Genomic DNA, 22302 nt, shown 5'->3' with positions numbered 1-22302 from the left:
GATGGTCGATAACACTTCAATCGTTTCTATCGTTCTGTCACCGGGAAAAGAGCATGTTGAAAAATTTGTCTATTCGCACGGGGCTGCTGACGCTGTTGGCAGTTATGACCTTCCTGTTGTTATTTGTCAGCGGCATGGGCATTTACGCTCTGCAACAAAGCTCGACTTCACTCCAGAAAATCAACAGCCTACAGGGCGAGCAGATGGTGCGCTTGTCTGATGGTTATGTCTCTTTGCTGCGCGCGCGTAATGGTGCCGGGCAGGCGGTTCGACAGATGGAAATCGGGTTGCTGGATGATGCGACAAAATCTACCGATTACGTCGCAAGTGACGTCACTGCGGCGCAGCAGAAGCTGAAAGAGTTTATCGATAGCGGTGTCGGAGACGAAGAGGGCAACCGCCTGATTCAAAACTTATCGCAAAGTTATGCGGACTATCTCGCAAAAGGCATTAATCCGATGCTGGCTGCACTCACCAAACAAAACCCCGATGATTACTACGATTTGCTTGAGCACACGCTGATCCCGCTATCGCAGAAGTTTGATACCGACGTGGAGATTTTCCAGCAGTGGGGCGAACAGCGCGGCAACAGCGAAGTGGACGCCGTACAACGGCACAAAACCATCGTCCTGACGCTCATCATCATTGCGGCCTTACTCACCGCCGGGATTATCGTGCTGGTGTGGCTGGCGCTGCGTCATTTGCTGCTCAAACCGCTTAATCAGTCAATTGAGCAACTGGAGTTTGTCGCCAAAGGTGATTTAACTCAGCAACTGCCTGCGGCGGGGAATAATGAATTTGGTCGCCTCGCGGCGGCGATTACGGTAATGCGTGATTCCCTGATGGAATCGGTGAGCCGTGTGCGCGACGCAAGTTCGCAAATCGACACCGGCAGCCGTGAACTGGCGGCGGGCAACCAGAATCTTGCGCAACGGACTGAATCCACGGCGACTTCTCTGGAGCAAACCGCTGCCAGCATGGAGCAAATTACCGCGACGGTGAAACAGAACGCCGACAACGCGGAGCAGGCACATAAGCTGGCGAAAGATGTCTCTGATACCGCCGATCGTGGCAGCGAAATGGTGTGCTACGTGATTGAGAAAATGCGTGATATCTCCAGCAGTTCCGATCGTATCGCCGATATCCTGAGCGTTATCGACGGCATCGCCTTCCAGACCAATATTCTGGCGCTTAACGCCTCGGTAGAAGCTGCGCGTGCAGGTGAGCAAGGGCGCGGGTTTGCGGTGGTGGCGGGCGAAGTACGTACCCTGGCAAGCCGAAGTGCTGATGCAGCAAAAGAGATCCGCACCTTGATTTCTGACTCGCAAAACCACGTTGGCGAAGGCCGTGAACTGGCGCAACAAGCCGGGGAAACGATGGATGAAATCGCCGAAGAAGTGATGCGTATGACCCGACTGGTCAGTGAAATCGCCAATGCATCGAACGAACAAAGTTATGGTATCGAGCAGGTGAATATCGCGGTCAGCCAGATGGATGAAGCGGCGCAGCAAAATGCGGCACTGGTTCAGGAATCAACAGCGGCTACGCGATCGCTTGAAGAGCAGTCACAGCATTTGGTGGCGGCAATGGCGACGTTTCGTTGTTAACGCCGTAAATCCATCTTCACCCCGACCCTCTCCTTGAAGGAGAGGGCGAAAACCGGGCAATACCCTCTCCCGTGGGAGAGGGTTAGGGTGAGGGCAATTAAGCGTCCGGGTACTCACGGATAAAACGTTCTACATCATCAACCATATGTTCGTTGCCCACAAAGAACGGGCGGCGCTGATGCAGGGTTTCCGGGATGATATCCAGAATACGTTCTTTACCGTCGCTCGCTTTCCCCCCGGCCTGTTCTGCCAGGAACGCCATCGGATTGCCTTCATACAGCAAACGCAGTTTCCCTTGCGGGTGGCTGGCGGTGCTTGGGTAGAGATAAATTCCACCTTTCAGCAGGTTACGGTGGAAATCTGCCACCAGCGAACCGATGTAGCGCGAGGTGTACGGGCGCTGAGTATTTGAATCTTCTTCCTGGCAGAACTTAATGTACTTTTTCACACCCTGTGGGAAACGGATGTAGTTCCCTTCGTTGATGGAATAGGTGCTGCCAATTTCCGGGAAGCGCATGCGCTCCTGGCACAGGCAGAACACGCCAAGGGAAGGGTCGTAGGTGAAGGCGTGAACGCCACAACCGGTGGTGTAAACCAGCATGGTTGAGGAACCGTAAACCACATAACCGGCGGCGACCTGGCGGTTGCCTGGCTGAAGGAAATCAGCTTCAGTTACAGGTGTGCCGACTGGTGTAATACGGCGATAGATAGAGAAAATTGTTCCTACTGACACGTTCACATCGATGTTTGATGAGCCGTCGAGCGGGTCCATCAATACAACATACTTGGCATGTTCCGCGCCTTCGAAAACAACGATGTCATCTTCTTCTTCGGAAGCCACACCCGCCACAATCCCTCGGGCTTTCAGTGCGGCTTTCAGTTTTTCGTTCGCGAACAGGTCGAGTTTTTGCTGCACTTCGCCCTGAACGTTTTCAGCTCCGCTGGCACCCAGAATATCAACCAGACCCGCTTTGTTGATGTCGCGGTGGATGATCTTTGCGCCGAGCTTTATCGCCGACAGCAAGGCAGTCAGTTCACCGGTTGCGTGGGAGAACTCGTGCTGCTTTTCGACAATAAATTCACCTAACGTTTTCATAACACTTTCCCTGCATCAGTCAGTTAAATAAAACGATTGCAACAATCCTAACAAAGATTCAAATAGTAGCGTACAGGTGAATCGCGCCAGCAAAATACGGAATTAACTTAAATGCGATTTGCCACCACCTCACATACGGTTAGAATGTGCGCCAAATAATGAAAGGATGGTTTTTATGCGCATTCATATTTTGGGTATTTGCGGCACGTTTATGGGCGGCCTGGCTATGCTGGCACGCTCACTCGGCCATGAGGTGACTGGCTCGGACGCCAACGTCTACCCACCAATGAGCACTTTGCTTGAAGAGCAAGGTATTGAATTAATTCAGGGTTATGATCCGAGCCAGCTCGATCCACAGCCGGACCTGGTTATCATCGGTAACGCGATGACGCGTGGAAATCCATGTGTTGAAGCCGTTCTCGAGAAAAGCATTCCTTATATGTCTGGCCCGCAATGGCTACACGATTTCGTGCTGCGTGACCGTTGGGTGATTGCCGTTGCGGGAACGCACGGTAAAACCACTACTGCGGGCATGGCGACATGGATTCTGGAAGCCTGTGGCTATAAACCTGGCTTTGTGATTGGCGGCGTACCGGGGAACTTCGATGTTTCTGCACGTCTGGGCGATAGCCCGTTCTTCGTGATTGAGGCCGATGAATACGATTGTGCGTTCTTCGACAAGCGTTCCAAATTCGTGCATTACTGCCCGCGCACGTTGATCCTCAATAACCTTGAGTTCGACCATGCGGACATTTTTGACGACCTGAAAGCGATTCAGAAACAGTTCCACCACCTTGTACGTATCGTGCCGGGTCAGGGGAAAATCATCTGGCCTGAAAGCGATAGCAACATCAAGCAAACGCTGGCGATGGGTTGCTGGAGTGAGCAAGAGCTGGTGGGCGAGCAAGGTCACTGGCAGGCGAAGAAACTGAATCCTGACGCATCCAACTGGGAAGTGTATCTGGATGGCGAACGTGTCGGCGAAGTTCACTGGCAGTTGGTGGGCGAACACAACATGCATAATGGTTTGATGGCGATTGCCGCCGCACGCCATGTGGGTGTGACGCCAGCTGACGCGGCTAAAGCGCTGGATAGTTTTGTGAATGCGCGTCGTCGCCTTGAATTACGTGGCGAAGAAAATGGCGTGACGGTGTATGACGATTTTGCGCATCACCCGACGGCGATTCTGGCAACGCTTGCGGCATTACGCGGCAAAGTGGGCGGCACGGCGCGTATTCTGGCGGTGCTTGAGCCTCGTTCCAACACCATGAAAATGGGCCTGAGCAAAGATGACCTCGCGCCATCGTTAGGTCGTGCAGACGAAGTGTTCTTGCTCCAGCCGCCACATATTCCGTGGCAAGTGGTGGAAGTCGCAGAAGCCTGTATTCAACCTGCGCACTGGAGTGCGGATGTCGATACGCTGGTGGATATGGTGGTGAAAACTGCCCAACCAGGCGACCATATTCTGGTGATGAGCAACGGTGGTTTCGGCGGGATTCATCAGAAATTGCTGGATGCGCTGGCGAAGAAAGCTGAAAAACAGTAATAAAAAACCCGCAAATGCGGGTTTTTTTATGTGTGGCAAAATTCATTCAGCTACTTTAGTTTCTTAGCCCTGGCTTTCGGCCAGTTCGCGCAGATAAGAGAAAATCTGGCGGTAAGATTTTGGCGGCTTGTTGGCTGCCTTTTCTTTTTGAGCGTTACGGATCAGTACGCGCAATTGCTGACGGTCAGCTTCCGGGTAAAGTCTTAACACTTCGGTCATCGCATCATCACCTTCTTCAACCAGGCGGTCACGCAATGCTTCCAGTTTATGGAACAGCGCAACCTGCTGGTTGTGACGGTTTTTCAGCTTGTCCAGCGCCACACGGATCGGGTCCATATCGCGAGAACGCATCATTTTGCCAATCAACTGAACCTGGCGGCGACGGCCTTCTTTTTTGATTTTCTGTGCAAGATCAATCGCGGCACGCAAATCTTCATCCAGAGGGATTTTGTCGAGCGCGTTCTTGCCCAACTCCATCAGCTCCATACCCAGGCGTTTTAATTCCTCGGCATCACGCTTAATTTCGCTTTTACTGACCCAGATAATCTCATCATCTTCGTCTTCATTTTCGTCATCTGGGACGTCGTCGAGCCAGTCATCGGGCTGCTTAGTCATATTAGGCTCCTTAAAAAAAGTGGCTAATTCTACCAGTAAAGCCTGTTCACTGCGAAATTGTTCTGTTCTGGGTTAGACTTAATTCACTCACCTTACATTATGGCAGTAGCGATGAAAGTAAACACGCAAGTAGCACAACAACGTCAGGTTCTGGAACAAGCGGTATCTCAGGCGCTGGAATTGGCTTCCGCTCAGTCCGACGGCGCAGAAGTCGCCGTCAGTAAAACCACTGGTATCAGCGTAAGCACCCGATACGGTGAGGTGGAAAACGTCGAATTCAACAGCGATGGTGCGCTTGGCATCACCGTTTATCATCAAAACCGTAAAGGCAGCGCGTCCACAACCGATCTTAGCCCGGATGCCGTAGCGCGTACCGTGCAGGCAGCATTGGATATCGCCCGTTACACCTCTCCAGACCCGTTTGCCGGTGTGGCCGAAAAAGAGTTGCTGGCTTTCGAAGCGCCAGATCTGGACTTGTTCCACCCGACCGAAATGGACGCCGACCGCGCCATTGAACTGGCAGCGCGTGCGGAAAACGCATCGCTGAACGTCGATAAGCGCATCAACAACACCGAAGGCGGCAGCTTTAACAGCCACTACGGCATCAAAGTTTTCGGCAATAGCCACGGCATGCTGCAAAGCTATTGCTCCACGCGCCACTCACTTTCCAGCTGTGTTATTGCCGAAGTAAACGGCGAAATGGAACGTGATTACGCCTATACCATTGGTCGTGCGATGGAAGACCTCGACAGCCCGGAATCTGTGGGTGCTGAGTGCGCACGCCGCACGCTGGCGCGTCTTTCTCCGCGTAAGCTTTCCACCATGAAAGCACCGGTTATCTTTGCCGCCGAAGCCGCAACTGGCCTGTTCGGGCATTTAGTAGGTGCGATTGCGGGTGGCTCGGTTTACCGTAAATCGACCTTCCTGCTGGATTACTTAGGCAAACAAGTTCTGCCGGAATGGCTGACCATTGAAGAGCATCCGCATTTGCTTAAAGGGCTGGCTTCCACACCGTTCGATAGCGAAGGTGTACGCACAGAACGCCGTGACATCATCAAAGACGGCATCCTGCAACAGTGGCTGCTGACCAACTATTCTGCACGCAAACTGGGACTGAAAAGCACCGGCCACGCGGGCGGCATCCACAACTGGCGCATTGAAGGGCGCGGCCTGGATTTCGACGGCATGCTGAAAGAAATGGGCACCGGGCTGGTCGTGACTGAGCTGATGGGCCAGGGCGTGAGTGGCATTACCGGCGACTATTCTCGTGGCGCGTCTGGTTTCTGGGTCGAGAACGGCGAGATTCAATATCCGGTGAGCGAAATCACTATTGCCGGAAATCTTAAAGATATGTGGCGAGAAATTGTTACAGTAGGTAGCGATATTGAGAAGCGCAGTAATATTCAATGTGGTTCAGTGTTGTTACCGGAGATGAAAATCGCCGGCCAATAATCAACCGAAACAGGCGCGTCCTGCCGCGCCTTTCTAATAAAAAAGGTGAGTCAATGCGTAAGCAATTAATTGCAATGTTGGCAGTATCGTCCGTGTTATTTACTGGCGCTGTAATGGCGAAAGATGTTGGCGATGATATGGATACCATCGCTGAAAACTACAAAACCGTATTGAAAACTGATAATGCGGCGGAGTTAAAAACCTCGCTTAACAATATGCGCGCGGCAGCATTAGACGCGCAAAAAGGCACCCCACCTAAACTTGAAAACAAAGCTCCAGACAGCGCGGAGATGAAAGATTATCGCCACGGCCTGGATTTGCTGGTCGGCCAAATTGACGGTGCGCTGAAACTGGCAAACGAAGGCAAAGTTAAGGAAGCGCAGGCGGCTGCCGAAGAATTTAAAACCACTCGCAATGCCTACCACAAGAAATACCGCTAAGCTCATACTGGCCCTGCCTACAGGGCCAAAAATATTCGCTTATCTTATAAGGACATCTGATTTATGAAACCGATTCAAACCTTTATCAAAGGTGCTGCTACTGTTTCGCTGCTGGCTTTCAGTGTTTTTTCCGCTAATGCTACAGTCCTGCCGGTTGCGGGCGATTTCCAGGCCGATCATTTCTCCGCGAAAATTGTATCAGTCGATCAAAAAAATCATGTTGTGGTGCTTGAGGGTGAGCAAGGGAACAAAGTTTCCCTTAATGTTCCTGAAGAAGCCGGTACGCTGGCCAATTTGAAAGCGGGCGATACCATTGATACCACCGTGACGCGTTCCGTTGCTATCGCTTTTGATACCAACGTTGATAAATCCGCACCTACGGCTTCAACCACCAAAGGGATGGAAAAAGCGACTAGCGGTTCACCTGAGCACGAAGCCTTCCGCCAGGTTAACGTTCAGCTGAAAATTAAACACATCGATCTGAAAAAGAATGAAATCACCTTCGTAGGACCAAAAGGTCAGGAAAAAACGGTGACCGTTGAAGACCCTAAAGTTCAGGCGAAATTGAAAGATCTGAAAGTGAACCAAAGCGTGCGCGTGACTTATACCGATTCAATTAAAATCACCGCTCGCCCAGCTAAATCATAATAGCCGTGCGTTAAACCCCTCTTTCTGTTTGTGGGAAGAGGGGGAACAATAATAACCATTCATTCAAACAGCTCGGCATGAGTGCCTAAATCTGAAAAGATAATAGTTCTGGTGGCTTCATCTACGTAATACACCAGTAAATAATCCCCCCCAATATGTAGTTCTCTGTACCCGCCATATTCCCCCGTTAACGCGTGGTCGAAGTAATAAGCCGGTAAAGGATTACGTGAGGCGATAAGCCACATCGCTACGGAAACCGTGTTCATGTCATGGCGACCAGCTTTGTTATAACGTTCCCAGGCTTTACTAAATGATTTTGTGTGTTTTGTCTGAAACGGCAGCTTCGCTCGATTGTTCTTCGCCATTATTGAGGACATCCATTTGCTCGTTTACATCGGAAAATCCACTTTTTCCGTTTTGAAGGATCTCTTGCGTTTCACGCATTGCCTGGATCAAACGAGGGCTAGGTTTACGATTGATATCGAATGGCAGACCATCATTAATCACCACTTGTTCGACAAAAAGTCGGAGGGCAGTGCTCATTGTCAGCCCGCAGCTTTCGAGAATTTCGGTCGCTTTTTGTTTTGTCTGGCTGTCAATGCGAGTACGAATGACTGAGTCCATTGTTGCCTCCTTTGTTTGTGTGGTTTCATTGTAGCTACAAGTCAGGCTTATTCAACCCAAACAAAGCAATTCTATCGACAACACATCTCATCTTTCTCACGGATTCTACGAGTTTCTGGCAGCTTACAAAGCGGCAAAGTAGTGAACTGCGGCGTGTCTCGCAATCATGATTTTTCCTGGCCAGCTAGCCCACATTCCCCATTCCCGCCTTCCACCTTCGTCACAAAACCCAATATCCATTATTACTCTAAGGCTAATGATTGGCCCCTGAGCTTAATTGATGGTCTAACCAGTGAGGCGCACAATTTAACCAGACTAAAGCAAATCAAAATGATTGGCTGAATCAGGAGGTTAAATATGTTGTCCGGGCAAACCCCAGCACGAGTCTGGAACACACGCCGCACTGAGAAGCAGCGTCGTATGGCTACCACCAACGTGCAGGGCAAGGTGCTTCCAACCGAAGGCCTTGTCGATATGCTGGAAAAACTGATCGCTCCAGGCGATCGTGTGGTGCTTGAAGGGAACAACCAAAAACAGGCGGATTTCCTTTCCCGCATGTTGGCCGAAGTAAACCCATCAAAAGTTCACAACCTGCATATGATTATGCCGAGCGTCGGGCGCAGCGAACACCTTGATATTTTTGAAAAAGGTATCGCTCGCAAGCTCGATTTCTCCTTCTCTGGCACCCAGAGCCTGCGCATTTCGCAGCTGCTTGAAGACGGTCAGCTAGAGATTGGCGCAATTCATACTTATATCGAACTCTACTCCCGCTTATATGTCGATCTTGCGCCGAACGTTGCGCTGATTGCCGGCTTTAAAGCTGACCGCAAAGGCAACTTGTATACCGGTGCCAGCACCGAAGACACGCCAGCGCTGGTCGAAGCGGCGGCCTTCCACGATGGCATTGTTATCGCCCAGGTTAACGAACTGGTGGATGACGAATGCGACCTGCCGCGTGTGGATATTCCGGGTTCGTGGATTGACTACGTGGTAGTGGCGGACAAACCGTTCTTTATCGAACCGCTGTTTACCCGCGACCCGCGCCTGATTAAGCAAGAACACATCCTGATGGCGATGATGGCGATTAAAGGCATCTACGCCGAGCACAACGTGCAATCGCTTAACCACGGCATCGGCTTTAACACTGCCGCCATCGAACTGCTGCTGCCAACTTACGGCGAACAGCTCGGCCTGAAAGGCAAAATCTGTAAACACTGGACGCTGAACCCGCACCCAACGCTGATTCCTGCTATCGAAAGCGGCTGGGTTGAAACCGTGCACTGCTTCGGCGGTGAGTTGGGAATGGAAGAGTATGTTCGCGCTCGCCCGGATGTGTTCTTTACCGGTGCCGACGGTTCCATGCGCTCCAACCGTGCGTTCTGCCAGTTAGCAGGCCAGTACGCGGTAGATATGTTCATCGGTTCTACTTTGCAGGTTGATGGCTATGCCAACTCCTCAACGGTGACGCGCGGTCGCTTGTCCGGTTTCGGTGGCGCGCCAAACATGGGGCATGACCCACACGGTCGTCGCCATGCAACTGACGCCTGGCTTGCGATGCAGGCCCAGCCAGACCTGATGCAGCGTGGCCGTAAGCTCGTCGTGCAGATGGTTGAAACCTTCCAGGCTGGCGTTAAGCCGACATTCGTGGAAAAACTCGACGCGGTTGAAGTCGCAAAATCCTCCGGTATGCCATTGGCTCCGGTCATGATTTATGGCGACGACGTCACTCACGTTCTGACCGAAGAAGGCATCGCGTATCTGTATCGCGCTGAAAGCCTTGAAGAACGCCGTGCGATGGTCGCCTCCGTTGCGGGTATCACCGACATCGGCCTGGGCGTTGACGCTAAACGCGTTGCCGCACTGCGCCAGAGTGGCAAAGTGGTCTTCCCGGAAGACATGGGCATTCGTCGCACCGACGCAACCCGTTCCCTGCTGGCAGCCAGCAGCGTGGCGGATTTAGTCGAGTGGTCCGGCGGCCTGTACAACCCACCTGCGAAATTCCGGAGCTGGTAATGAAACTACAGCCACAAATCGGGGCAGAAGGCAGCGCGCAATGGCTTGCACGGGTTGCCACCCAAAGCCTGATTGAAGAAGCACGTTTAAGCCCGAAACCCGGTCTTGTGGACAGCCGGGGAAGCGGCGCACATCACGATCTGAATCTGGATTTGATGGAGCGCTCGGCGCACAGCCTTTCTCCGACGTTTCATGCTCTGGCATTACAAAGCTGGCAGCGCCCGGCAGATATCGCTCTGCGCCAACTCGTCGGCCGTTTAGGTCGTGAAGGCGAGGCGCAGATGATGGCGGCTACAGGCGGAGTGAATACTCACCGGGGCGCTATCTGGGCACTCGGTTTGCTGGTCGCTGCGGCGGCAATGCATGGCTGCGAAGGCAGCAGTTCGCAGATTGCGGCAAGTGCCGCAAAACTTGCCAGCCTGCCGGACAGCTGCGCACCAAAAGTTTTCAGTAAGGGGTTACTCGCCACGCGGCGTTATCGCGTACCTGGCGCTCGTGAAGAAGCACAACTTGGCTTCCCACACATCATGCGTCTGGCATTGCCGCAACTGCGCCGCAGCCGCGCGCAGGGTGCGAAGGAACAGCAGGCTCGCCTTGATGCGCTGATGGCCATCATGACGACGCTTAGCGATACCTGCGTACTTTCTCGCGCCGGGCTTGAAGGGCTTGAAGCGATGCAAAACGGTGCGCGTAGCGTGCTGGTGGCAGGCGGGACGGCGACGGTTGAAGGCCGAGCGGCGCTGGCCTGGCTCGATAAAGAGATGCTCACACTGAATGCATCTCCGGGCGGAGCCGCAGATTTACTGGCTGCTACCTTGCTGATTGACCGCATCGCCTGCGATGACGCGACGATTACCCCATTACCGCAACATTCACACTTTTAAGAGGGTGTTATGGAACACATTACGTTGTCATTTCCGGCAACTCGCACCGTTAGCGGCAAAGCGCTGGCGGGTGTAGTTGGCTCCGGTGATATGGAAGTTCTGTTTACCGCGACTCAGGGCGACACCCTGACAATCGCCATCACCACGTCTGTTGATAACAGCGAGCAGCGCTGGCAGGCACTGTTTGAGCGCCTTGGCGCACTGAGCAGCATTCCCGCCGGGCAGATGCAAATCCACGATTTTGGCGCAACGCCAGGCGTGGCGCGCATTCGTATCGAACAAGTTTTTGAAGAGGTGAGCCATGCGTAACGACAGCAGCTTTATCGAACTCAAAGCGCGTGAACGTGCTCGCCTGCTGCTGGATGACGGCAGCTTCCGCGAATTACTCGACCCGTTCGAAGGCATTGTTTCACCTTGGCTGGAAGCGCAGGGCATCGTGGTGCAGTCTGACGACGGCATGGTCGTTGCCAAAGGCACCATTAATGGCGGCCCGGCAGTAGTGATTGCGATTGAAGGCGCTTTCCAGGGCGGCAGCATGGGTGAAGTCTCCGGCGCGAAAATGGCCGCAGCCCTTGAACTGGCAGCGGAAGATAACCGTAACGGCATCCCAACTCAGGCCGTTTTATGCCTCGAAACCGGCGGCGTGCGCTTACAGGAAGCGAACCTCGGCCTTGCGGCCATCGCTGATATTCACGCAGCGATCGTGGATTTGCGCCGTTACACGCCAGTTATCGGCGTCGTTGCAGGAACAGTCGGTTGCTTTGGCGGGATGTCTATCGCCGCCGCATTGTGCAGCCACTTAATTGTGACTCGCGAAGCGCGCCTTGGCCTGAACGGTCCGCAGGTTATCGAGCAGGAAGCGGGGATCGACGAATACGATTCACGTAACCGTCCGTTTATCTGGAGCATGACCGGCGGCGAAGTTCGCTATGAGAGCGGCCTGGTAGAAACGCTGGTGGGTGATGGTGTCAACGCGGTTAAGCAAGCGGTTAACGACGCTCTTGCAAAAGGGGTTCCGGCACAACATCGCACTGATAATTATGCGTGGTATCTCGAACGTTTAAGCAATTTCGACACCACGAAACAGGCTGATTCCGAACAGATTAAACAGCTTTTTGGGGAGAAACGCGCATGAGCCAGAAACTGAATCGCGCCGCCATTTGGTTGGACAAACTCACCGCTAACGCGCCACACATAGCTGGCCTGTGTGCTTCCGTACAAGTTGCCGACGGCAGCGTGGATGGCAAAGCCGCCCGTTTTATCGCGGTTGTGCCGGACGAAAATAACCATTATCCGCGTGCAAAAGGCGGTGAAGTGGGCCTGCTCGAAGGCTGGACGCTGGCAAAAGTGGTTAGCGAAACGATCGCTGAAGATGCAAATAGTGCAGAAAAACGCGCCATTGTGGCGGTTATCGACGTGCCGAGTCAGGCTTATGGCCGTCGTGAAGAAGCGTTTGGTATCCACCAGGCGTTGGCTGGCGCAGCAGCAGCTTATGCCAATGCGCGTCTGGCCGGGCACCCGGTTGTTGGCCTGATTGTGGGCAAAGCGATGTCTGGCGCGTTTTTGGCACACGGCTACCAGGCTAACCGCCTGATTGCTTTCAACGACTCCGGCGTGATGATCCACGCGATGGGTAAAGAGTCCGCCGCACGTATCACGCTGCGTACCGTGGAAGCGCTGGAAAAACTGGCCGCATCCATTCCGCCGATGGCTTATGACATCAGCAACTACGAAACTCTCGGCCTGTTATCTGCGCTGTTAGATATTGCGAGTCCAGAAGCACCAGAAAGTGCCGATATGGACAAAGTGAATGCCGCGCTGGTCACGGCCGTTCGTGAAGCTCGCACCGATAACACACTGAAAAACAGACTGAATGCCAAGAATCGCCATAGCTCGGCGTTGGTTCGTGAGCGTATGCGCGCAGCCTGGTAACGATGGTTTAAAAAGACAGACCTGCCAGACGGTAATAATGGGCACCGTTAGAGTGCCCGATAACCATTAACCGTCTGAAAAATAATAATCATCGCACCGGTGCTGGAATTCTTTTTTTAACTACAGGTGAAGTTATGACTTACGTAATTGTTCATGCGCTTGCGCCCATTTTTGTCATCATGCTGCTCGGCTTTTTCGCTGGCAAAGCAAAGATGGTCGATAACAAAAATGTTTCCCTGCTCAATATCTTTGTAATGGATTTCGCCCTGCCAGCCGCGCTGTTTAGCGCAACGGTTCAAACTCCGTGGGCAGGTATCGTCAAACAGTCACCGATGAGTGTGGTGCTGGTTCTGGCGATGTGGATTACCTACGCTGCGATTTATTTCCTGGCGACCAAAGTATTCAAAAAATCTCCGCAGGATGCGGCTGTACTGACATTGACTGTTGCGTTACCAAACTATGCAGCACTTGGCCTGCCAATTCTGGGCAGCGTTCTGGGCGAAGGTTCTGCGACTTCACTTTCCGTTGCGGTATCTATCGCCTGTGGTTCTGTGTTGATGACACCGTTCTGCCTGATGATTCTGGAACGTGAAAAAGCGCGTGCGGCTGGCGAATCTGTCGGTTCTACCCTCGCCATGCTGCCGGTTCTGATGTGGCGTTCGCTGAAAAAACCTATCGTCTGGGGCCCGCTGCTGGGTGTGATTTTGTCAGCGATCGGCATTCGTATGCCAGACCTGCTGCTGTCGTCAATCAAGCCGCTGGGCATGTCTGCGACCGCTGCGGCGCTGTTCCTGACCGGCGTTATTCTGTCTGCTCGTAAGCTGAAAATTAACACCGTAGTGTGCGTGGCGACCGTGACCAAACTGCTGATTCAGCCATTCATCGCCTGGGGTATCGTGCTGGCGCTGGGTCTGACTGGGCCGGTTGCGATTACTGCGATCCTGATGATTGCACTGTCTGCGGGCTTCTTTGGCGTGGTGTTCGGTAACCGTTTCGGCGTACAGTCGCCGGATGCAGAAGCCGTCTTGCTGCTTAGCTCCGTGCTCTCTATCCTGTCGTTACCGCTGTTTATCTCTCTGACTTCAGGAATGTAAATCATGAACACACCACGCCCACACGACTTACTCTGGCTAACCGATAGCGACGCGCTTGAAGATGTGAGTGAAGAGTGGGTGGCAAGCCAATGGCAGCCCCGGCTTCCAGTGGTGGTGCGGCGTGATGTGAGTCGTGATGCGCGCATTCCGGTAGGTGTTCGTGGAATGCGCCGCGACCAGCGGGCGGCCGGTTGGGTAAATGCGGCAAAAGTTAAACGCATCGTTTCCCCGGAAGAACTGGCCTCCCGCGATTTATTAGTAAAATCCCCGTTTGTTTCAATGCCGCCTGTTCAGGGCGCAATTCAACTTGCCCTGCGTGAATGGCCATGGAGTTGGGGTATTACCGGAAGCTGCGGCTACGCGCTGGCGACGGAAGTCCCGGTGCTACATGCCGACAGCGATCTCGATTTGCTGATTCGCTGCCCGCAGCGTGTTGAGCGCGAATCTCTGCTCGAATGGCAGGCGGTTATCGGCCAGTTGTTATGCCGTGCCGATACGCAAATTGAAACGCCACAGGGGGCTTTTGCCCTGGCGGAATGGTTACGTGACGGGCGTGTGTTGCTGAAAACCAACAGTGGGCCAGAAATTGTCACTGACCCATGGGCATTAAAGGGATAAGCATGAAAATTCTCTTCACTTTCCCCGGACAGGGAACGCAACGTGTCGGTATGTTGCAGAAATTACCGCAAGATAGCGACATTATGGCGCGAGTTCGTGCAGTTTTAGGTGATGAAGCCGACGCGCTCGATACGTTTGATGCGCTGAAACATACCCGTGCTGTTCAACTTTGTTTGCTGATTGCAGGTGTGGCCTGCGCACAGGAACTTGAGCGCAATGGCATCGTGCCCGATATGGTGTGTGGTTTATCCATCGGCGCGTTTCCGGCGGCCGTGGTGGCGGACGCGTTAAGCTTTGAAGATGCGTTACGTTTAGTGGCTCTGCGCGGTGATTTAATGGAGCAGGCGTATCCACAAGGTTATGGTTTGACGGCGATTACCGGCTTGCAACTCAGTCAGGTCGAAACACTGGTGGAAGGCAGCGGAACGTACATCGCTAATATCAACGCCGAGCAGCAAATTGTGATTGCCGGGCGTGACGAAGACATGGCGAAAGTGGCCCAGCGAGCGCTGAAATTTGGGGCGCAGAAAGCTAAACAACTGGCGGTCAGCGTGCCATCGCACTGCGATTTACTGGCTGAACCCGCGCTAAAACTAAAACAGGCGTTTGCCGATGTGACGCTAACCCGTCCACGCTGTACCTATCTCAGCGGCAGTACCGCTCGCGTGGCCTGGCAGCCGGAGAAAATTGCCGAAGATTTAGCGCTGAATATGTCGCGCACCGTGCGCTGGCGTGATGCGATGATTGCCGCTAACGAACGCGATGTGCGCCTGGCCATCGAAATGCCGCCAGGTAGCGTGCTGACCGGACTCACGCGCCAGGCGTTCCGTGAAGGTGAAATGGTTTGCGCAGAACAAAACAGCGTCGCGCTGATAAAACGCCTCACCGAGCGCGTTAAAGAGGCGCGTTAGGCGTATCAATAAACGAACGGGCGTACATGCGCCCTTCGGCAGCAAGTGCCAGGAGATTAGGATCGTGTTCGCGGTTGCGGGCAAAGACAATCGCGATGGATTGCTGCATCTGATAAGGGTCGGCAAGTTTCAGCAATTGTACTGAATTTTCATACACTTTCTTCATGCGTCCCGGCATTAAAGCCAGCCCCACACCCGCCTGCACCAGGCTTATCATCGAGAAAATATCGTTCACACGCGTGACAATTTCTGGTTCAAAACCCGCGATGTGAAACGCTTCCTGGAAACCGTTGTAGGTCGCAAAGCCTTCGGCTAGCGAAACAAACTTCTCGTTATGGTACTCACGAAGATCGGCTAACTTGCTGGTATCGAGCGGAAACGTGCTGGATGCGGCGAGGAAAATGTCATCCTGGAACAAAGGCAACACTTCGAGTCTATTTCTGTCGATTTCGCTTTCTGAAATCGAAATCAGGATCGCATCCAGGACGCCGTCTTCGAGCATATTGAGCAGCATTTGGTTGGAACCCATGGTGAGGTCCATTTCCAATTCCGGGCGGCGTAATTTCATGCCCATAATCAGGCGTGGCACGGTTTCGAGCGTGAGAGAATACAACGTACCGATGCGCAAACGTCCTTGCCCGACACCTGCGGTCTGGCGAGTTTCTGCGATCCCGCGCACCATCAGTGCGACCGCTTCTTTGCTATGTTCAAGCAGCGTATTTGCCGCAGGCAACGGCACCAGATTGCGGCCTTTATGAATAAACAGCGGGCAGCGAACGCCTTCTTCAAGGGTGTGCAGGGCGCGATGAACGCTCACGCCACTGATGCCCAGAGCCTCTGCGGTACGGGCAATATTCCCCTTTTCCATAAACACCATGAATATTTCGAGTTTTCGGAAAGTGATTTCTGCGTCAATTTTCATGGATGTCCTAAATGTTTCATCCCTGCAAGATTGCCATAAAGTACCTTAAATCCCTGCCTGCATCACTGACTCCACGCTTGTTTACTGTTTTTGCATGCACCGATTGTGTTTTTTATGAGCAGCCGTTTTCGGCATTTTGAGATCTGAATAGCAAAATGAATCAAAATTTCTTTTTGAGTGAAATAACGTTTCATTTTTAATCCATTCAATGCGTAAATGCTTTCGAAACGGAATAGTTCCACACAGAAATCATGGATAAGGGAATCTCAGGATGCTGCATTTGAAACATGTTTTGCCAAAAATTTCGCTGGTTGCTACCGCTGTTGCTGCAACGATTTTGCTGAGCGGATGTGGCGATGACGCTGCTCCAACAGGCACCGTTACCCTAAAAACCGCGTTTAACCAATCTGAAAATAACCCACAATACAAAGCGTTAGTTTCCTTCAGCGATAAGCTGGAAGCGGCGACCAATGGTCGTTACAAATTAGAAATCCACCCCAATGAACTGTTGGGCGACCAGCGTGCTTCACTTGAACTGGTTCAGTCTGGTGCGATTCAGATGGCGGTTGTGGCTAACCCGCTGGTGGAAAACTTCAATAAAAACTTCTCGGTTCTGGCCATGCCGTACGTGTACGACAACCCGGAACATCAGCGCAAAGTGTTTACGTCTGGCGTGCTAGACAGCCTGTTTGCGTCCACCAAAGGAACCGGTTTTGAAGTCGTCACTGCGTATACCGCCGGTGCGCGCAGCGTGTACACCAAAGGTGCCGCCGTCAAAAGTCCGGCTGACATGAATGGCAAGAAAATCCGTGTCATGCAGTCTGACACGATGATCAAAATGCTGAGTTGCATGGGCGGAACGGGCGTACCGATGGGTCAGGGTGAAGTCTACTCAGCGATTCAGCAGGGCGTATTAGACGGTGCTGAAAACAATGAAATCACCTACGCCGACCTGAAACAGTACGAAGTGGCGCCTTACTTCTCCACCACTCGCCACGTGATGGTGGCCGACCTGCTCGTCGCTAACGAAAGTTTCCTCGCCAAAATGGATGAAGGCGACCGCGAGCTGTTCCGCAAATTAGCCAAAGAGAGTACCCAGACTCAGTTTGAGCTGTGGGATAAAGCGCTCGATGGCGCACGTCAAACCGCGAAAGACAACGGCGCGACCTTCACTGAAGTGGATATCAAGCCATTCCAGGAACGTTGCAAACCGCTGCAATCTGCCATGTTGACTACGCCGGAACAAAAAGCGTTGTACGAAAAAATTCGTGAGTTGGCCGAGTAACTCGGCTTAGTAACCAGGGGGCTTTCTGGCCCCCTGTGGAGAATATGATGAAAGTGACGCAAACCGCCCCCTCCGCCGCCGTATCCAAATCTGATTTTTATTCGCATATCACCCGAGTGAAACAGGCCGTTGATAAAGTGGCGTCATATCTATGTATTTTAATTGTGGGATTAATGACGCTGCTGGTGACCTGGCAGGTTGCTTCCCGTTATTTATTAAATAGCCCAAGTGCGGTCAGCGAAGTGCTGGCGCGTTATTTGTTTATCTGGCTGGTGCTGATTGGCGGAGCGTATGTTTTCGGTCTGCGCGAGCATATGGCTATCACTTTTATGCGCGATAAATTGCCGCGCAAATTACGCCTTTCGCTGGAAATCATCGGCGAGCTTGCCACCTCTGTATTTGCCTTGCTGGTGCTAACTATCGGGGGTTATATCGGGATGAGCCGCCAGATGGCGCAGCTCGATTCCGCATTACAAATTCCAATCGGCATTATCTACATTGCAATTCCTCTAAGTGGTGCAATGACGCTGTTCTATTGCCTGTATAACCAATATGGGCTGTTCAGAAAGTTCTCTTCGAAACAAGATTGATTGGGTGTTGATATGGATATTGCAATTATTGTTGCTCTTGTAATGTTTAGCGGTGTGTTTATTTTACTGCTGGCGGGCACGCCAATTAGTATCAGCATCGGGATTTCTTCTTTTGCCGCAATGTTACTTATCTTACCTTTCGATGGTGCGATATTAACGTCGGCACAGCGCGTCTTTGTTGGCCTCGACTCCTTTGCTTTATTAGCCATTCCCTTCTTTATACTGGCGGGGAATTTAATGAATAATGGCGGGATCGCCATTCGTTTAATTAACTGCGCCAAAATGGTCAGTAATTTCTTGCCCGGCCCACTGGCGCAAACTAACGTTGTTGCCAATATGCTGTTTGGCTCGATCAGCGGTTCTGGTGTGGCATCGGCTGCCGCGGTCGGTGGCATCATGTCGCCGATTCAGAAAAAAGAGCAGTACGACCCGGCGTTCAGCGCGGCGGTGAATATCGCTTCTGCACCAACAGGCATGCTGATTCCGCCAAGCAACTCTTTGATTGTTTACGCAACGGTGGCGGGTAGCGTGTCTATTTCCGCGCTGTTTATGGCCGGTTATGTGCCGGGTATTCTGTGGGGCCTGGGCGTCATGCTGGTCGCCGGATTTATTGCAAAACGCCGTGGCTATGTGGCCGACCGTTCGGCAAATAAAGGCCAGACGCTGCGTATTTTGTTTGATGCTATTCCAAGCCTGATGATGATTGTCGTTGTTATCGGCGGTATTCTGGGTGGCGTATTTACGGCAACGGAAGCATCGGCGATTGCGGTCGTTTATTCCCTGGTACTCGGCATTATTTATCGCAACATTAAAATTGACGATTTGCCGAAGATATTCCTCGCCACGGCGAAAATGACCGCGATTGTTATCTTCATGCTGGCGGCATCTTCTATTATGTCGTGGGTTATGGCCTTCACCAAAATACCGGCACTGATTGCCTCTGGTTTACTTTCTGCTACCGATAGCTTTATTGTTATTTTGCTGATTATGAATCTGGTATTGCTGGTGGTCGGCACCTTTATGGACCCAACGCCTGCGGTATTAATCTTCACCCCAATCTTCCTGCCAATCTGTATGCAGTTTGGAATGGACCCGGTGCATTTCGGTATTATGATGGTGTTCAACTTATCGCTCGGCACGATAACGCCGCCGGTGGGGCCAATCTTATTTACCGGTTGTAAAGTCGGGGATATTAAAATTGAGCGCGTCATTAAACCGTTGCTGCCATTCTTTGCGGTGATTGCGATTGTTCTGATGATGGTGACGTATTTACCGGCTATCACCATGGCACTGCCACAGAGTATGGGGCTGGTGAAGTAAGGGAAGTAGAGCGGGGATTATCCCCGCTCATCACTAATGCGCAGCTAATTCCTGGAAGAAAGCAGGGTTAGCCTGGATGGTTGCCAGCACCTTTGCAGCAAGCCCGGTTGGGTTACGTCTCCCTGACTCCCAGCTTTTTATGGTATCAATGCTAGTACCCAGTGCCCTGGCCATTTCGCTCTGTGAAACATTCAACTGTTCCCTGATTGCTTTGACATCAGCAATCTCATAGCGGGTAACACGGGTGGGAGATTGAACGCCATTTTTAATGTCGACCGCTTCTTCAAGGGACGTTTTCAGGTCGTCAAAAAAGCTCATATCACACCTCGTTTTTCAGTATTTTCGTCAATTTCTTGAGATCTGCTTTTTCCGCATCAGTCAGATTATCTTTAGTGCTTTTCGGTTATCGTCGGATAAACGATGTGTGACTCGCAGTTTGGCAAGTAATGCCCCCGACAATTTTTTTCATTTCTCAATTTCAAAAGTAGCCATATGAAACTCTCAGATCGATTATTTCGTAGGGCGGGTAAGCGAAGCGCACCCGCCAATTGATGCGACGACTCAGTTAACCGGTTTTCTCATCACTCTTTTCAACTCTCTGTCTTTTTCATCAAAATAACGGCTCGGCCAGATTTGAGAAGCGGGTAACTCTAGCGCTCGTGCAATCATTAATTCACCTCTTGCCCACGGACGAGTCAGTGCATTCGCGAGTGTTGAGGAAGCCAGATTTGCTTCGCGCGAAAGTGCAGCCAGCGAAGTACCTTTCTTATGAAGCGCGGCAATAATATCGGCTTTATGCCAGTCGGAAGGCGTTGTCATTTTTTGCCTCCGCATACAGCTAATGTGCGGGAAGCCGTGAGGAAGGGCAGGAAAGTGGGGCTGTGTGAAATTCTTTTCATTTGCATCTCCAGTTCTAGCATATCGCTACCACCAGAGCTGCAATTCTCTTATTGGTGGTAGCCCAGGAAGGGATTGCAGTACCGGGATACTGGAAACCGGCCTGACCGAAGTCAGCCCCGCCTGAGCCACCATTGAACGTCTAATCCCGAGAATCTGATTTTTGACGGATGTGGCAAAGCGCAACAAAGAATAGGCATCAAGCGTATTCTTTGCTTCCAGTACTCCGGGCTGCAATTCCCGACTGCGGATGTGCCGCAGCGCACGCATAATACCGCAACGTTTAACTACCTGTCACTGCTGGGGTTATAGGATTGCGAGGCGTCTTCCGGATCTGAGTGAAACACGAAAAGTGGGTGGTACTGAATCAATGAACTCACCCGCTACGACGTAATTCTAAAGGGGATAAGTTCATACGCTTTGCGCAGCAGGGTAGAAAATAGCTAGTGTTAATTTTGATGGCCTGCTTTGAGCGAGGAGCGGAAGTACGAAATTGTTCCGACCACCGAGGGCGTATTTCAAACTCTAAAAGAGAATGGGTCGTTTAAGCGGGGTACTTACACCTAGCCTGTCGAAAGGCTGTACACTGATAACACCTATAAATGATTCTGAGTATTTTATGATTTTGTACAAATACATAGACAATGCATCATTAGATCGATTCTTCAAAGATGGCTACATCTCTATAAAGTTCACCCCACACAGTGAGTTTAATGATCCTTTCGAAAGTTATGGATATGCACTTGATGATGAATCAATTGAATCATTAACTATGAGATATGAAATCAATCAAAACCTTGCCTGCTTATGCCTTTCTAAAGAACCACTCAACGTATTGATGTGGTCACATTATGCAGATAAGCATCAGGGTTTTGTTGTAGCAATCGATACTGAGAAGGCAGGATACGATGATGAAGCAAAATGCCTGATTACAGCTCCGAAAGGTGAAATTGATTATTTAGGGAGTCGAATAGAAAGCAAACTAAAGATCAGTCAAGAAAATATCTATGACACTGATATGATTAGTAAATTATTGCTTACTAAATCATTGCATTGGAAATATGAAGAAGAAATCAGAATAATAAAAAAGACGGAATCATTACAAAAGCAAGACACTGTATTAATTGATAAAATAGTTGATCTAAAATCGGTAACAGGTATCTATATCGGGATCAACAACAAGGGCATTGATGAAATTATTAGAAATAACAGTACATTAGAAGCATTAATTTTAAACAATACAGTGCAGTTATATCAGTGTGAATTTAAGAAAAGTACATGGGATCTCGCCATAGAGGGTTATGAATACACCAAATACCCGCATGATATGCAGAGAATGGATATATTTGATTCTGCAGAGAAGGTTTTAAGAGCGATGGAACGTAACCACATAGGGGATTGAGATTATTGGTGGCGATTACCATGTCAGCAATGTCCACTCCAGGCACTTAGGCGACTGCCCCCTAATAAAAGCTGTTCTAGTGCCGCCATAAATCCCCCCCTTGCCCTGGCTAACATCATTCACTAAAGCCAATGAATTAGGGGAAACGCCGGGATTTGGTTCCCGGAGGGACGCCAAACCTGGTGGTCGCCCCGGGTATCTCAGTCCTAAACTATCCCCAACCATAAGCCTTTCCAATATTTCCCCCAAAACACCCCCTGGCTCACAAATTTGCTCAAAAACTATCACTGAGAACTCTCACTTAAGCATTGCTAATGCGTGACTGTAATCACACTAAACCAGCCAATCATCACGATTCAGCCCTTTTTTGTGGCGCAAATCACTATTGAAGCCGCGATTTCCACTT

The 22302-nt window shown here is 51.4% G+C and carries 24 protein-coding genes; 17 read left to right on the top strand and 7 right to left on the bottom strand.

Going from position 1 to position 22302, the window contains the following annotated elements:
* Positions 1 to 53 precede the first annotated feature (53 nt).
* Positions 54 to 1607, top strand: coding sequence for a methyl-accepting chemotaxis protein (locus DY231_RS20730; RefSeq protein ID WP_115631254.1), 1554 nt, complete (start codon positions 54 to 56; stop codon positions 1605 to 1607).
* 97 nt (positions 1608 to 1704) lie between these two features.
* On the opposite strand, the gene fbp is transcribed toward DY231_RS20730, so the two are convergent.
* Complete coding sequence (gene fbp, locus DY231_RS20725; RefSeq protein ID WP_034492895.1) at positions 1705 to 2703, bottom strand: class 1 fructose-bisphosphatase; 999 nt, start codon at positions 2701 to 2703, stop codon at positions 1705 to 1707.
* A gap of 175 nt (positions 2704 to 2878) precedes the next feature.
* Between fbp and mpl the strand changes: the two genes are divergently transcribed.
* A complete protein-coding gene (gene mpl / locus DY231_RS20720) occupies positions 2879 to 4249 on the top strand; it encodes a UDP-N-acetylmuramate:L-alanyl-gamma-D-glutamyl-meso-diaminopimelate ligase (protein ID WP_115631252.1) in 1371 nt (456 codons plus the stop codon).
* A 63-nt stretch (positions 4250 to 4312) separates the two neighbouring features.
* Here mpl and yjgA read toward each other — a convergent pair whose 3' ends face one another.
* Complete coding sequence (yjgA, locus tag DY231_RS20715; protein WP_034492900.1) at positions 4313 to 4864, bottom strand: ribosome biogenesis factor YjgA; 552 nt, start codon at positions 4862 to 4864, stop codon at positions 4313 to 4315.
* A 99-nt stretch (positions 4865 to 4963) separates the two neighbouring features.
* Between yjgA and pmbA the strand changes: the two genes are divergently transcribed.
* The 3 genes from pmbA to DY231_RS20700 all read left to right on the top strand — a co-directional run bounded on the left by pmbA (position 4964) and on the right by DY231_RS20700 (position 7404).
* Entirely contained in the window at positions 4964 to 6316 is a 1353-nt protein-coding gene (pmbA, locus tag DY231_RS20710; RefSeq protein WP_115631250.1) for a metalloprotease PmbA, read from the top strand.
* A gap of 53 nt (positions 6317 to 6369) precedes the next feature.
* Positions 6370 to 6756, top strand: coding sequence for a cytochrome b562 (cybC, locus tag DY231_RS20705; RefSeq protein ID WP_115631248.1), 387 nt, complete (start codon positions 6370 to 6372; stop codon positions 6754 to 6756).
* Positions 6757 to 6819: 63 nt separating this feature from the next.
* A complete protein-coding gene (locus tag DY231_RS20700) occupies positions 6820 to 7404 on the top strand; it encodes a hypothetical protein (RefSeq protein ID WP_115631246.1) in 585 nt (194 codons plus the stop codon).
* A 59-nt stretch (positions 7405 to 7463) separates the two neighbouring features.
* Here the strand turns inward: DY231_RS20700 and DY231_RS20695 are convergent, their stop codons facing one another.
* Both DY231_RS20695 and DY231_RS20690 read right to left on the bottom strand, forming a co-directional pair.
* Positions 7464 to 7769 carry a type II toxin-antitoxin system RelE/ParE family toxin gene (locus DY231_RS20695; RefSeq protein WP_115631244.1) on the bottom strand — a complete coding sequence of 102 codons (306 nt, stop codon included), beginning with the start codon at positions 7767 to 7769 and terminating at the stop codon, positions 7464 to 7466.
* Positions 7711 to 8028: a type II toxin-antitoxin system RelB/DinJ family antitoxin gene (locus DY231_RS20690; protein WP_115631242.1), complete on the bottom strand. Its 318-nt coding sequence runs from the start codon at positions 8026 to 8028 to the stop codon at positions 7711 to 7713. The genes DY231_RS20695 and DY231_RS20690 overlap by 59 nt, the downstream gene beginning before the upstream one ends.
* Before the next feature lie 357 nt (positions 8029 to 8385).
* On the opposite strand from DY231_RS20690, the gene mdcA reads away from it, so the two are divergent.
* From mdcA to mdcH, 8 genes are all read left to right on the top strand, one after another.
* Entirely contained in the window at positions 8386 to 10041 is a 1656-nt protein-coding gene (gene mdcA, locus DY231_RS20685) for a malonate decarboxylase subunit alpha (RefSeq protein WP_034492912.1), read from the top strand.
* Positions 10041 to 10925 (top strand): triphosphoribosyl-dephospho-CoA synthase, encoded by an 885-nt coding sequence (locus DY231_RS20680; protein WP_115631240.1) that lies wholly within the window; start codon positions 10041 to 10043, stop codon positions 10923 to 10925. The genes mdcA and DY231_RS20680 overlap by 1 nt, the downstream gene beginning before the upstream one ends.
* A gap of 9 nt (positions 10926 to 10934) precedes the next feature.
* Positions 10935 to 11234, top strand: coding sequence for a malonate decarboxylase acyl carrier protein (mdcC, locus tag DY231_RS20675; RefSeq protein WP_115631238.1), 300 nt, complete (start codon positions 10935 to 10937; stop codon positions 11232 to 11234).
* Positions 11227 to 12060: a biotin-independent malonate decarboxylase subunit beta gene (locus DY231_RS20670; RefSeq protein WP_115631236.1), complete on the top strand. Its 834-nt coding sequence runs from the start codon at positions 11227 to 11229 to the stop codon at positions 12058 to 12060. The genes mdcC and DY231_RS20670 overlap by 8 nt, the downstream gene beginning before the upstream one ends.
* Positions 12057 to 12857, top strand: a complete 801-nt coding sequence (gene mdcE, locus DY231_RS20665; RefSeq protein WP_115631234.1) for a biotin-independent malonate decarboxylase subunit gamma — start codon at positions 12057 to 12059, stop codon at positions 12855 to 12857. The genes DY231_RS20670 and mdcE overlap by 4 nt, the downstream gene beginning before the upstream one ends.
* 134 nt (positions 12858 to 12991) lie before the next feature.
* A complete protein-coding gene (locus DY231_RS20660) occupies positions 12992 to 13951 on the top strand; it encodes an AEC family transporter (protein WP_115631232.1) in 960 nt (319 codons plus the stop codon).
* The gene (locus DY231_RS20655; protein WP_172588746.1) at positions 13952 to 14569 is read left to right on the top strand and encodes a malonate decarboxylase holo-ACP synthase; all 618 of its coding nucleotides are present in this window, start codon (positions 13952 to 13954) and stop codon (positions 14567 to 14569) included. It abuts the gene before it with no gap.
* Positions 14570 to 14571: 2 nt separating this feature from the next.
* Entirely contained in the window at positions 14572 to 15480 is a 909-nt protein-coding gene (gene mdcH / locus DY231_RS20650) for a malonate decarboxylase subunit epsilon (protein ID WP_115631228.1), read from the top strand.
* Here mdcH and DY231_RS20645 read toward each other — a convergent pair.
* Positions 15464 to 16402 carry a LysR family transcriptional regulator gene (locus DY231_RS20645; RefSeq protein ID WP_034492933.1) on the bottom strand — a complete coding sequence of 313 codons (939 nt, stop codon included), beginning with the start codon at positions 16400 to 16402 and terminating at the stop codon, positions 15464 to 15466. The genes mdcH and DY231_RS20645 overlap by 17 nt on opposite strands.
* Positions 16403 to 16673: 271 nt before the next feature.
* On the opposite strand from DY231_RS20645, the gene DY231_RS20635 reads away from it, so the two are divergent.
* From DY231_RS20635 to DY231_RS20625, 3 genes are read left to right on the top strand one after another with little or no spacing between them, the layout of a single operon-like run.
* On the top strand, positions 16674 to 17687 hold the full coding sequence (locus DY231_RS20635) for a TRAP transporter substrate-binding protein (RefSeq protein WP_115631224.1): 1014 nt from the start codon (positions 16674 to 16676) through the stop codon (positions 17685 to 17687).
* Between the two features lie 47 nt (positions 17688 to 17734).
* Positions 17735 to 18277 carry a TRAP transporter small permease gene (locus DY231_RS20630; protein ID WP_115631222.1) on the top strand — a complete coding sequence of 181 codons (543 nt, stop codon included), beginning with the start codon at positions 17735 to 17737 and terminating at the stop codon, positions 18275 to 18277.
* A 12-nt stretch (positions 18278 to 18289) separates the two neighbouring features.
* A complete protein-coding gene (locus DY231_RS20625) occupies positions 18290 to 19597 on the top strand; it encodes a TRAP transporter large permease (protein ID WP_034492934.1) in 1308 nt (435 codons plus the stop codon).
* 33 nt (positions 19598 to 19630) lie between these two features.
* Here the strand turns inward: DY231_RS20625 and nadS are convergent, their stop codons facing one another.
* Entirely contained in the window at positions 19631 to 19915 is a 285-nt protein-coding gene (gene nadS / locus DY231_RS20620) for a NadS family protein (protein WP_115631220.1), read from the bottom strand.
* Between the two features lie 243 nt (positions 19916 to 20158).
* A complete protein-coding gene (locus DY231_RS20610) occupies positions 20159 to 20416 on the bottom strand; it encodes a helix-turn-helix domain-containing protein (protein WP_256682685.1) in 258 nt (85 codons plus the stop codon).
* Between the two features lie 613 nt (positions 20417 to 21029).
* On the opposite strand from DY231_RS20610, the gene DY231_RS20605 reads away from it, so the two are divergent.
* Entirely contained in the window at positions 21030 to 21896 is an 867-nt protein-coding gene (locus DY231_RS20605) for a DUF2971 domain-containing protein (protein WP_256682684.1), read from the top strand.
* Positions 21897 to 22302 lie beyond the last annotated feature (406 nt).

This window comes from Buttiauxella agrestis (genome assembly GCF_900446255.1).
GTDB classification, from domain to species: Bacteria; Pseudomonadota; Gammaproteobacteria; order Enterobacterales; family Enterobacteriaceae; genus Buttiauxella; species Buttiauxella agrestis.
The sequence above is the reverse complement of the archived record's forward strand: the minus strand, read 5'-3'. Positions and strand labels throughout refer to the sequence as shown.

What these genes read in the sequence shown, in the direction of transcription:
- DY231_RS20680 (WP_115631240.1), top strand. Translation starts at nt 10,041, where the DNA reads ATGAAACTACAGCCACAAATCGGGGCAGAAGGCAGCGCGCAATGGCTT.
- DY231_RS20625 (WP_034492934.1), top strand. Translation starts at nt 18,290, where the DNA reads ATGGATATTGCAATTATTGTTGCTCTTGTAATGTTTAGCGGTGTGTTT.
- DY231_RS20670 (WP_115631236.1), top strand. Translation starts at nt 11,227, where the DNA reads ATGCGTAACGACAGCAGCTTTATCGAACTCAAAGCGCGTGAACGTGCT.
- DY231_RS20610 (WP_256682685.1), bottom strand. Translation starts at nt 20,416, where the DNA reads ATGACAACGCCTTCCGACTGGCATAAAGCCGATATTATTGCCGCGCTT.
- DY231_RS20645 (WP_034492933.1), bottom strand. Translation starts at nt 16,402, where the DNA reads ATGAAAATTGACGCAGAAATCACTTTCCGAAAACTCGAAATATTCATG.
- nadS (WP_115631220.1), bottom strand. Translation starts at nt 19,915, where the DNA reads ATGAGCTTTTTTGACGACCTGAAAACGTCCCTTGAAGAAGCGGTCGAC.
- mdcA (WP_034492912.1), top strand. Translation starts at nt 8,386, where the DNA reads ATGTTGTCCGGGCAAACCCCAGCACGAGTCTGGAACACACGCCGCACT.
- pmbA (WP_115631250.1), top strand. Translation starts at nt 4,964, where the DNA reads ATGGCAGTAGCGATGAAAGTAAACACGCAAGTAGCACAACAACGTCAG.
- mdcH (WP_115631228.1), top strand. Translation starts at nt 14,572, where the DNA reads ATGAAAATTCTCTTCACTTTCCCCGGACAGGGAACGCAACGTGTCGGT.
- DY231_RS20635 (WP_115631224.1), top strand. Translation starts at nt 16,674, where the DNA reads ATGCTGCATTTGAAACATGTTTTGCCAAAAATTTCGCTGGTTGCTACC.
- mpl (WP_115631252.1), top strand. Translation starts at nt 2,879, where the DNA reads ATGCGCATTCATATTTTGGGTATTTGCGGCACGTTTATGGGCGGCCTG.
- DY231_RS20605 (WP_256682684.1), top strand. Translation starts at nt 21,030, where the DNA reads ATGGGTCGTTTAAGCGGGGTACTTACACCTAGCCTGTCGAAAGGCTGT.
- DY231_RS20730 (WP_115631254.1), top strand. Translation starts at nt 54, where the DNA reads ATGTTGAAAAATTTGTCTATTCGCACGGGGCTGCTGACGCTGTTGGCA.
- fbp (WP_034492895.1), bottom strand. Translation starts at nt 2,703, where the DNA reads ATGAAAACGTTAGGTGAATTTATTGTCGAAAAGCAGCACGAGTTCTCC.
- cybC (WP_115631248.1), top strand. Translation starts at nt 6,370, where the DNA reads ATGCGTAAGCAATTAATTGCAATGTTGGCAGTATCGTCCGTGTTATTT.
- DY231_RS20660 (WP_115631232.1), top strand. Translation starts at nt 12,992, where the DNA reads ATGACTTACGTAATTGTTCATGCGCTTGCGCCCATTTTTGTCATCATG.
- DY231_RS20690 (WP_115631242.1), bottom strand. Translation starts at nt 8,028, where the DNA reads ATGGACTCAGTCATTCGTACTCGCATTGACAGCCAGACAAAACAAAAA.
- DY231_RS20630 (WP_115631222.1), top strand. Translation starts at nt 17,735, where the DNA reads ATGAAAGTGACGCAAACCGCCCCCTCCGCCGCCGTATCCAAATCTGAT.
- DY231_RS20700 (WP_115631246.1), top strand. Translation starts at nt 6,820, where the DNA reads ATGAAACCGATTCAAACCTTTATCAAAGGTGCTGCTACTGTTTCGCTG.
- yjgA (WP_034492900.1), bottom strand. Translation starts at nt 4,864, where the DNA reads ATGACTAAGCAGCCCGATGACTGGCTCGACGACGTCCCAGATGACGAA.
- DY231_RS20695 (WP_115631244.1), bottom strand. Translation starts at nt 7,769, where the DNA reads ATGGCGAAGAACAATCGAGCGAAGCTGCCGTTTCAGACAAAACACACA.
- mdcE (WP_115631234.1), top strand. Translation starts at nt 12,057, where the DNA reads ATGAGCCAGAAACTGAATCGCGCCGCCATTTGGTTGGACAAACTCACC.
- mdcC (WP_115631238.1), top strand. Translation starts at nt 10,935, where the DNA reads ATGGAACACATTACGTTGTCATTTCCGGCAACTCGCACCGTTAGCGGC.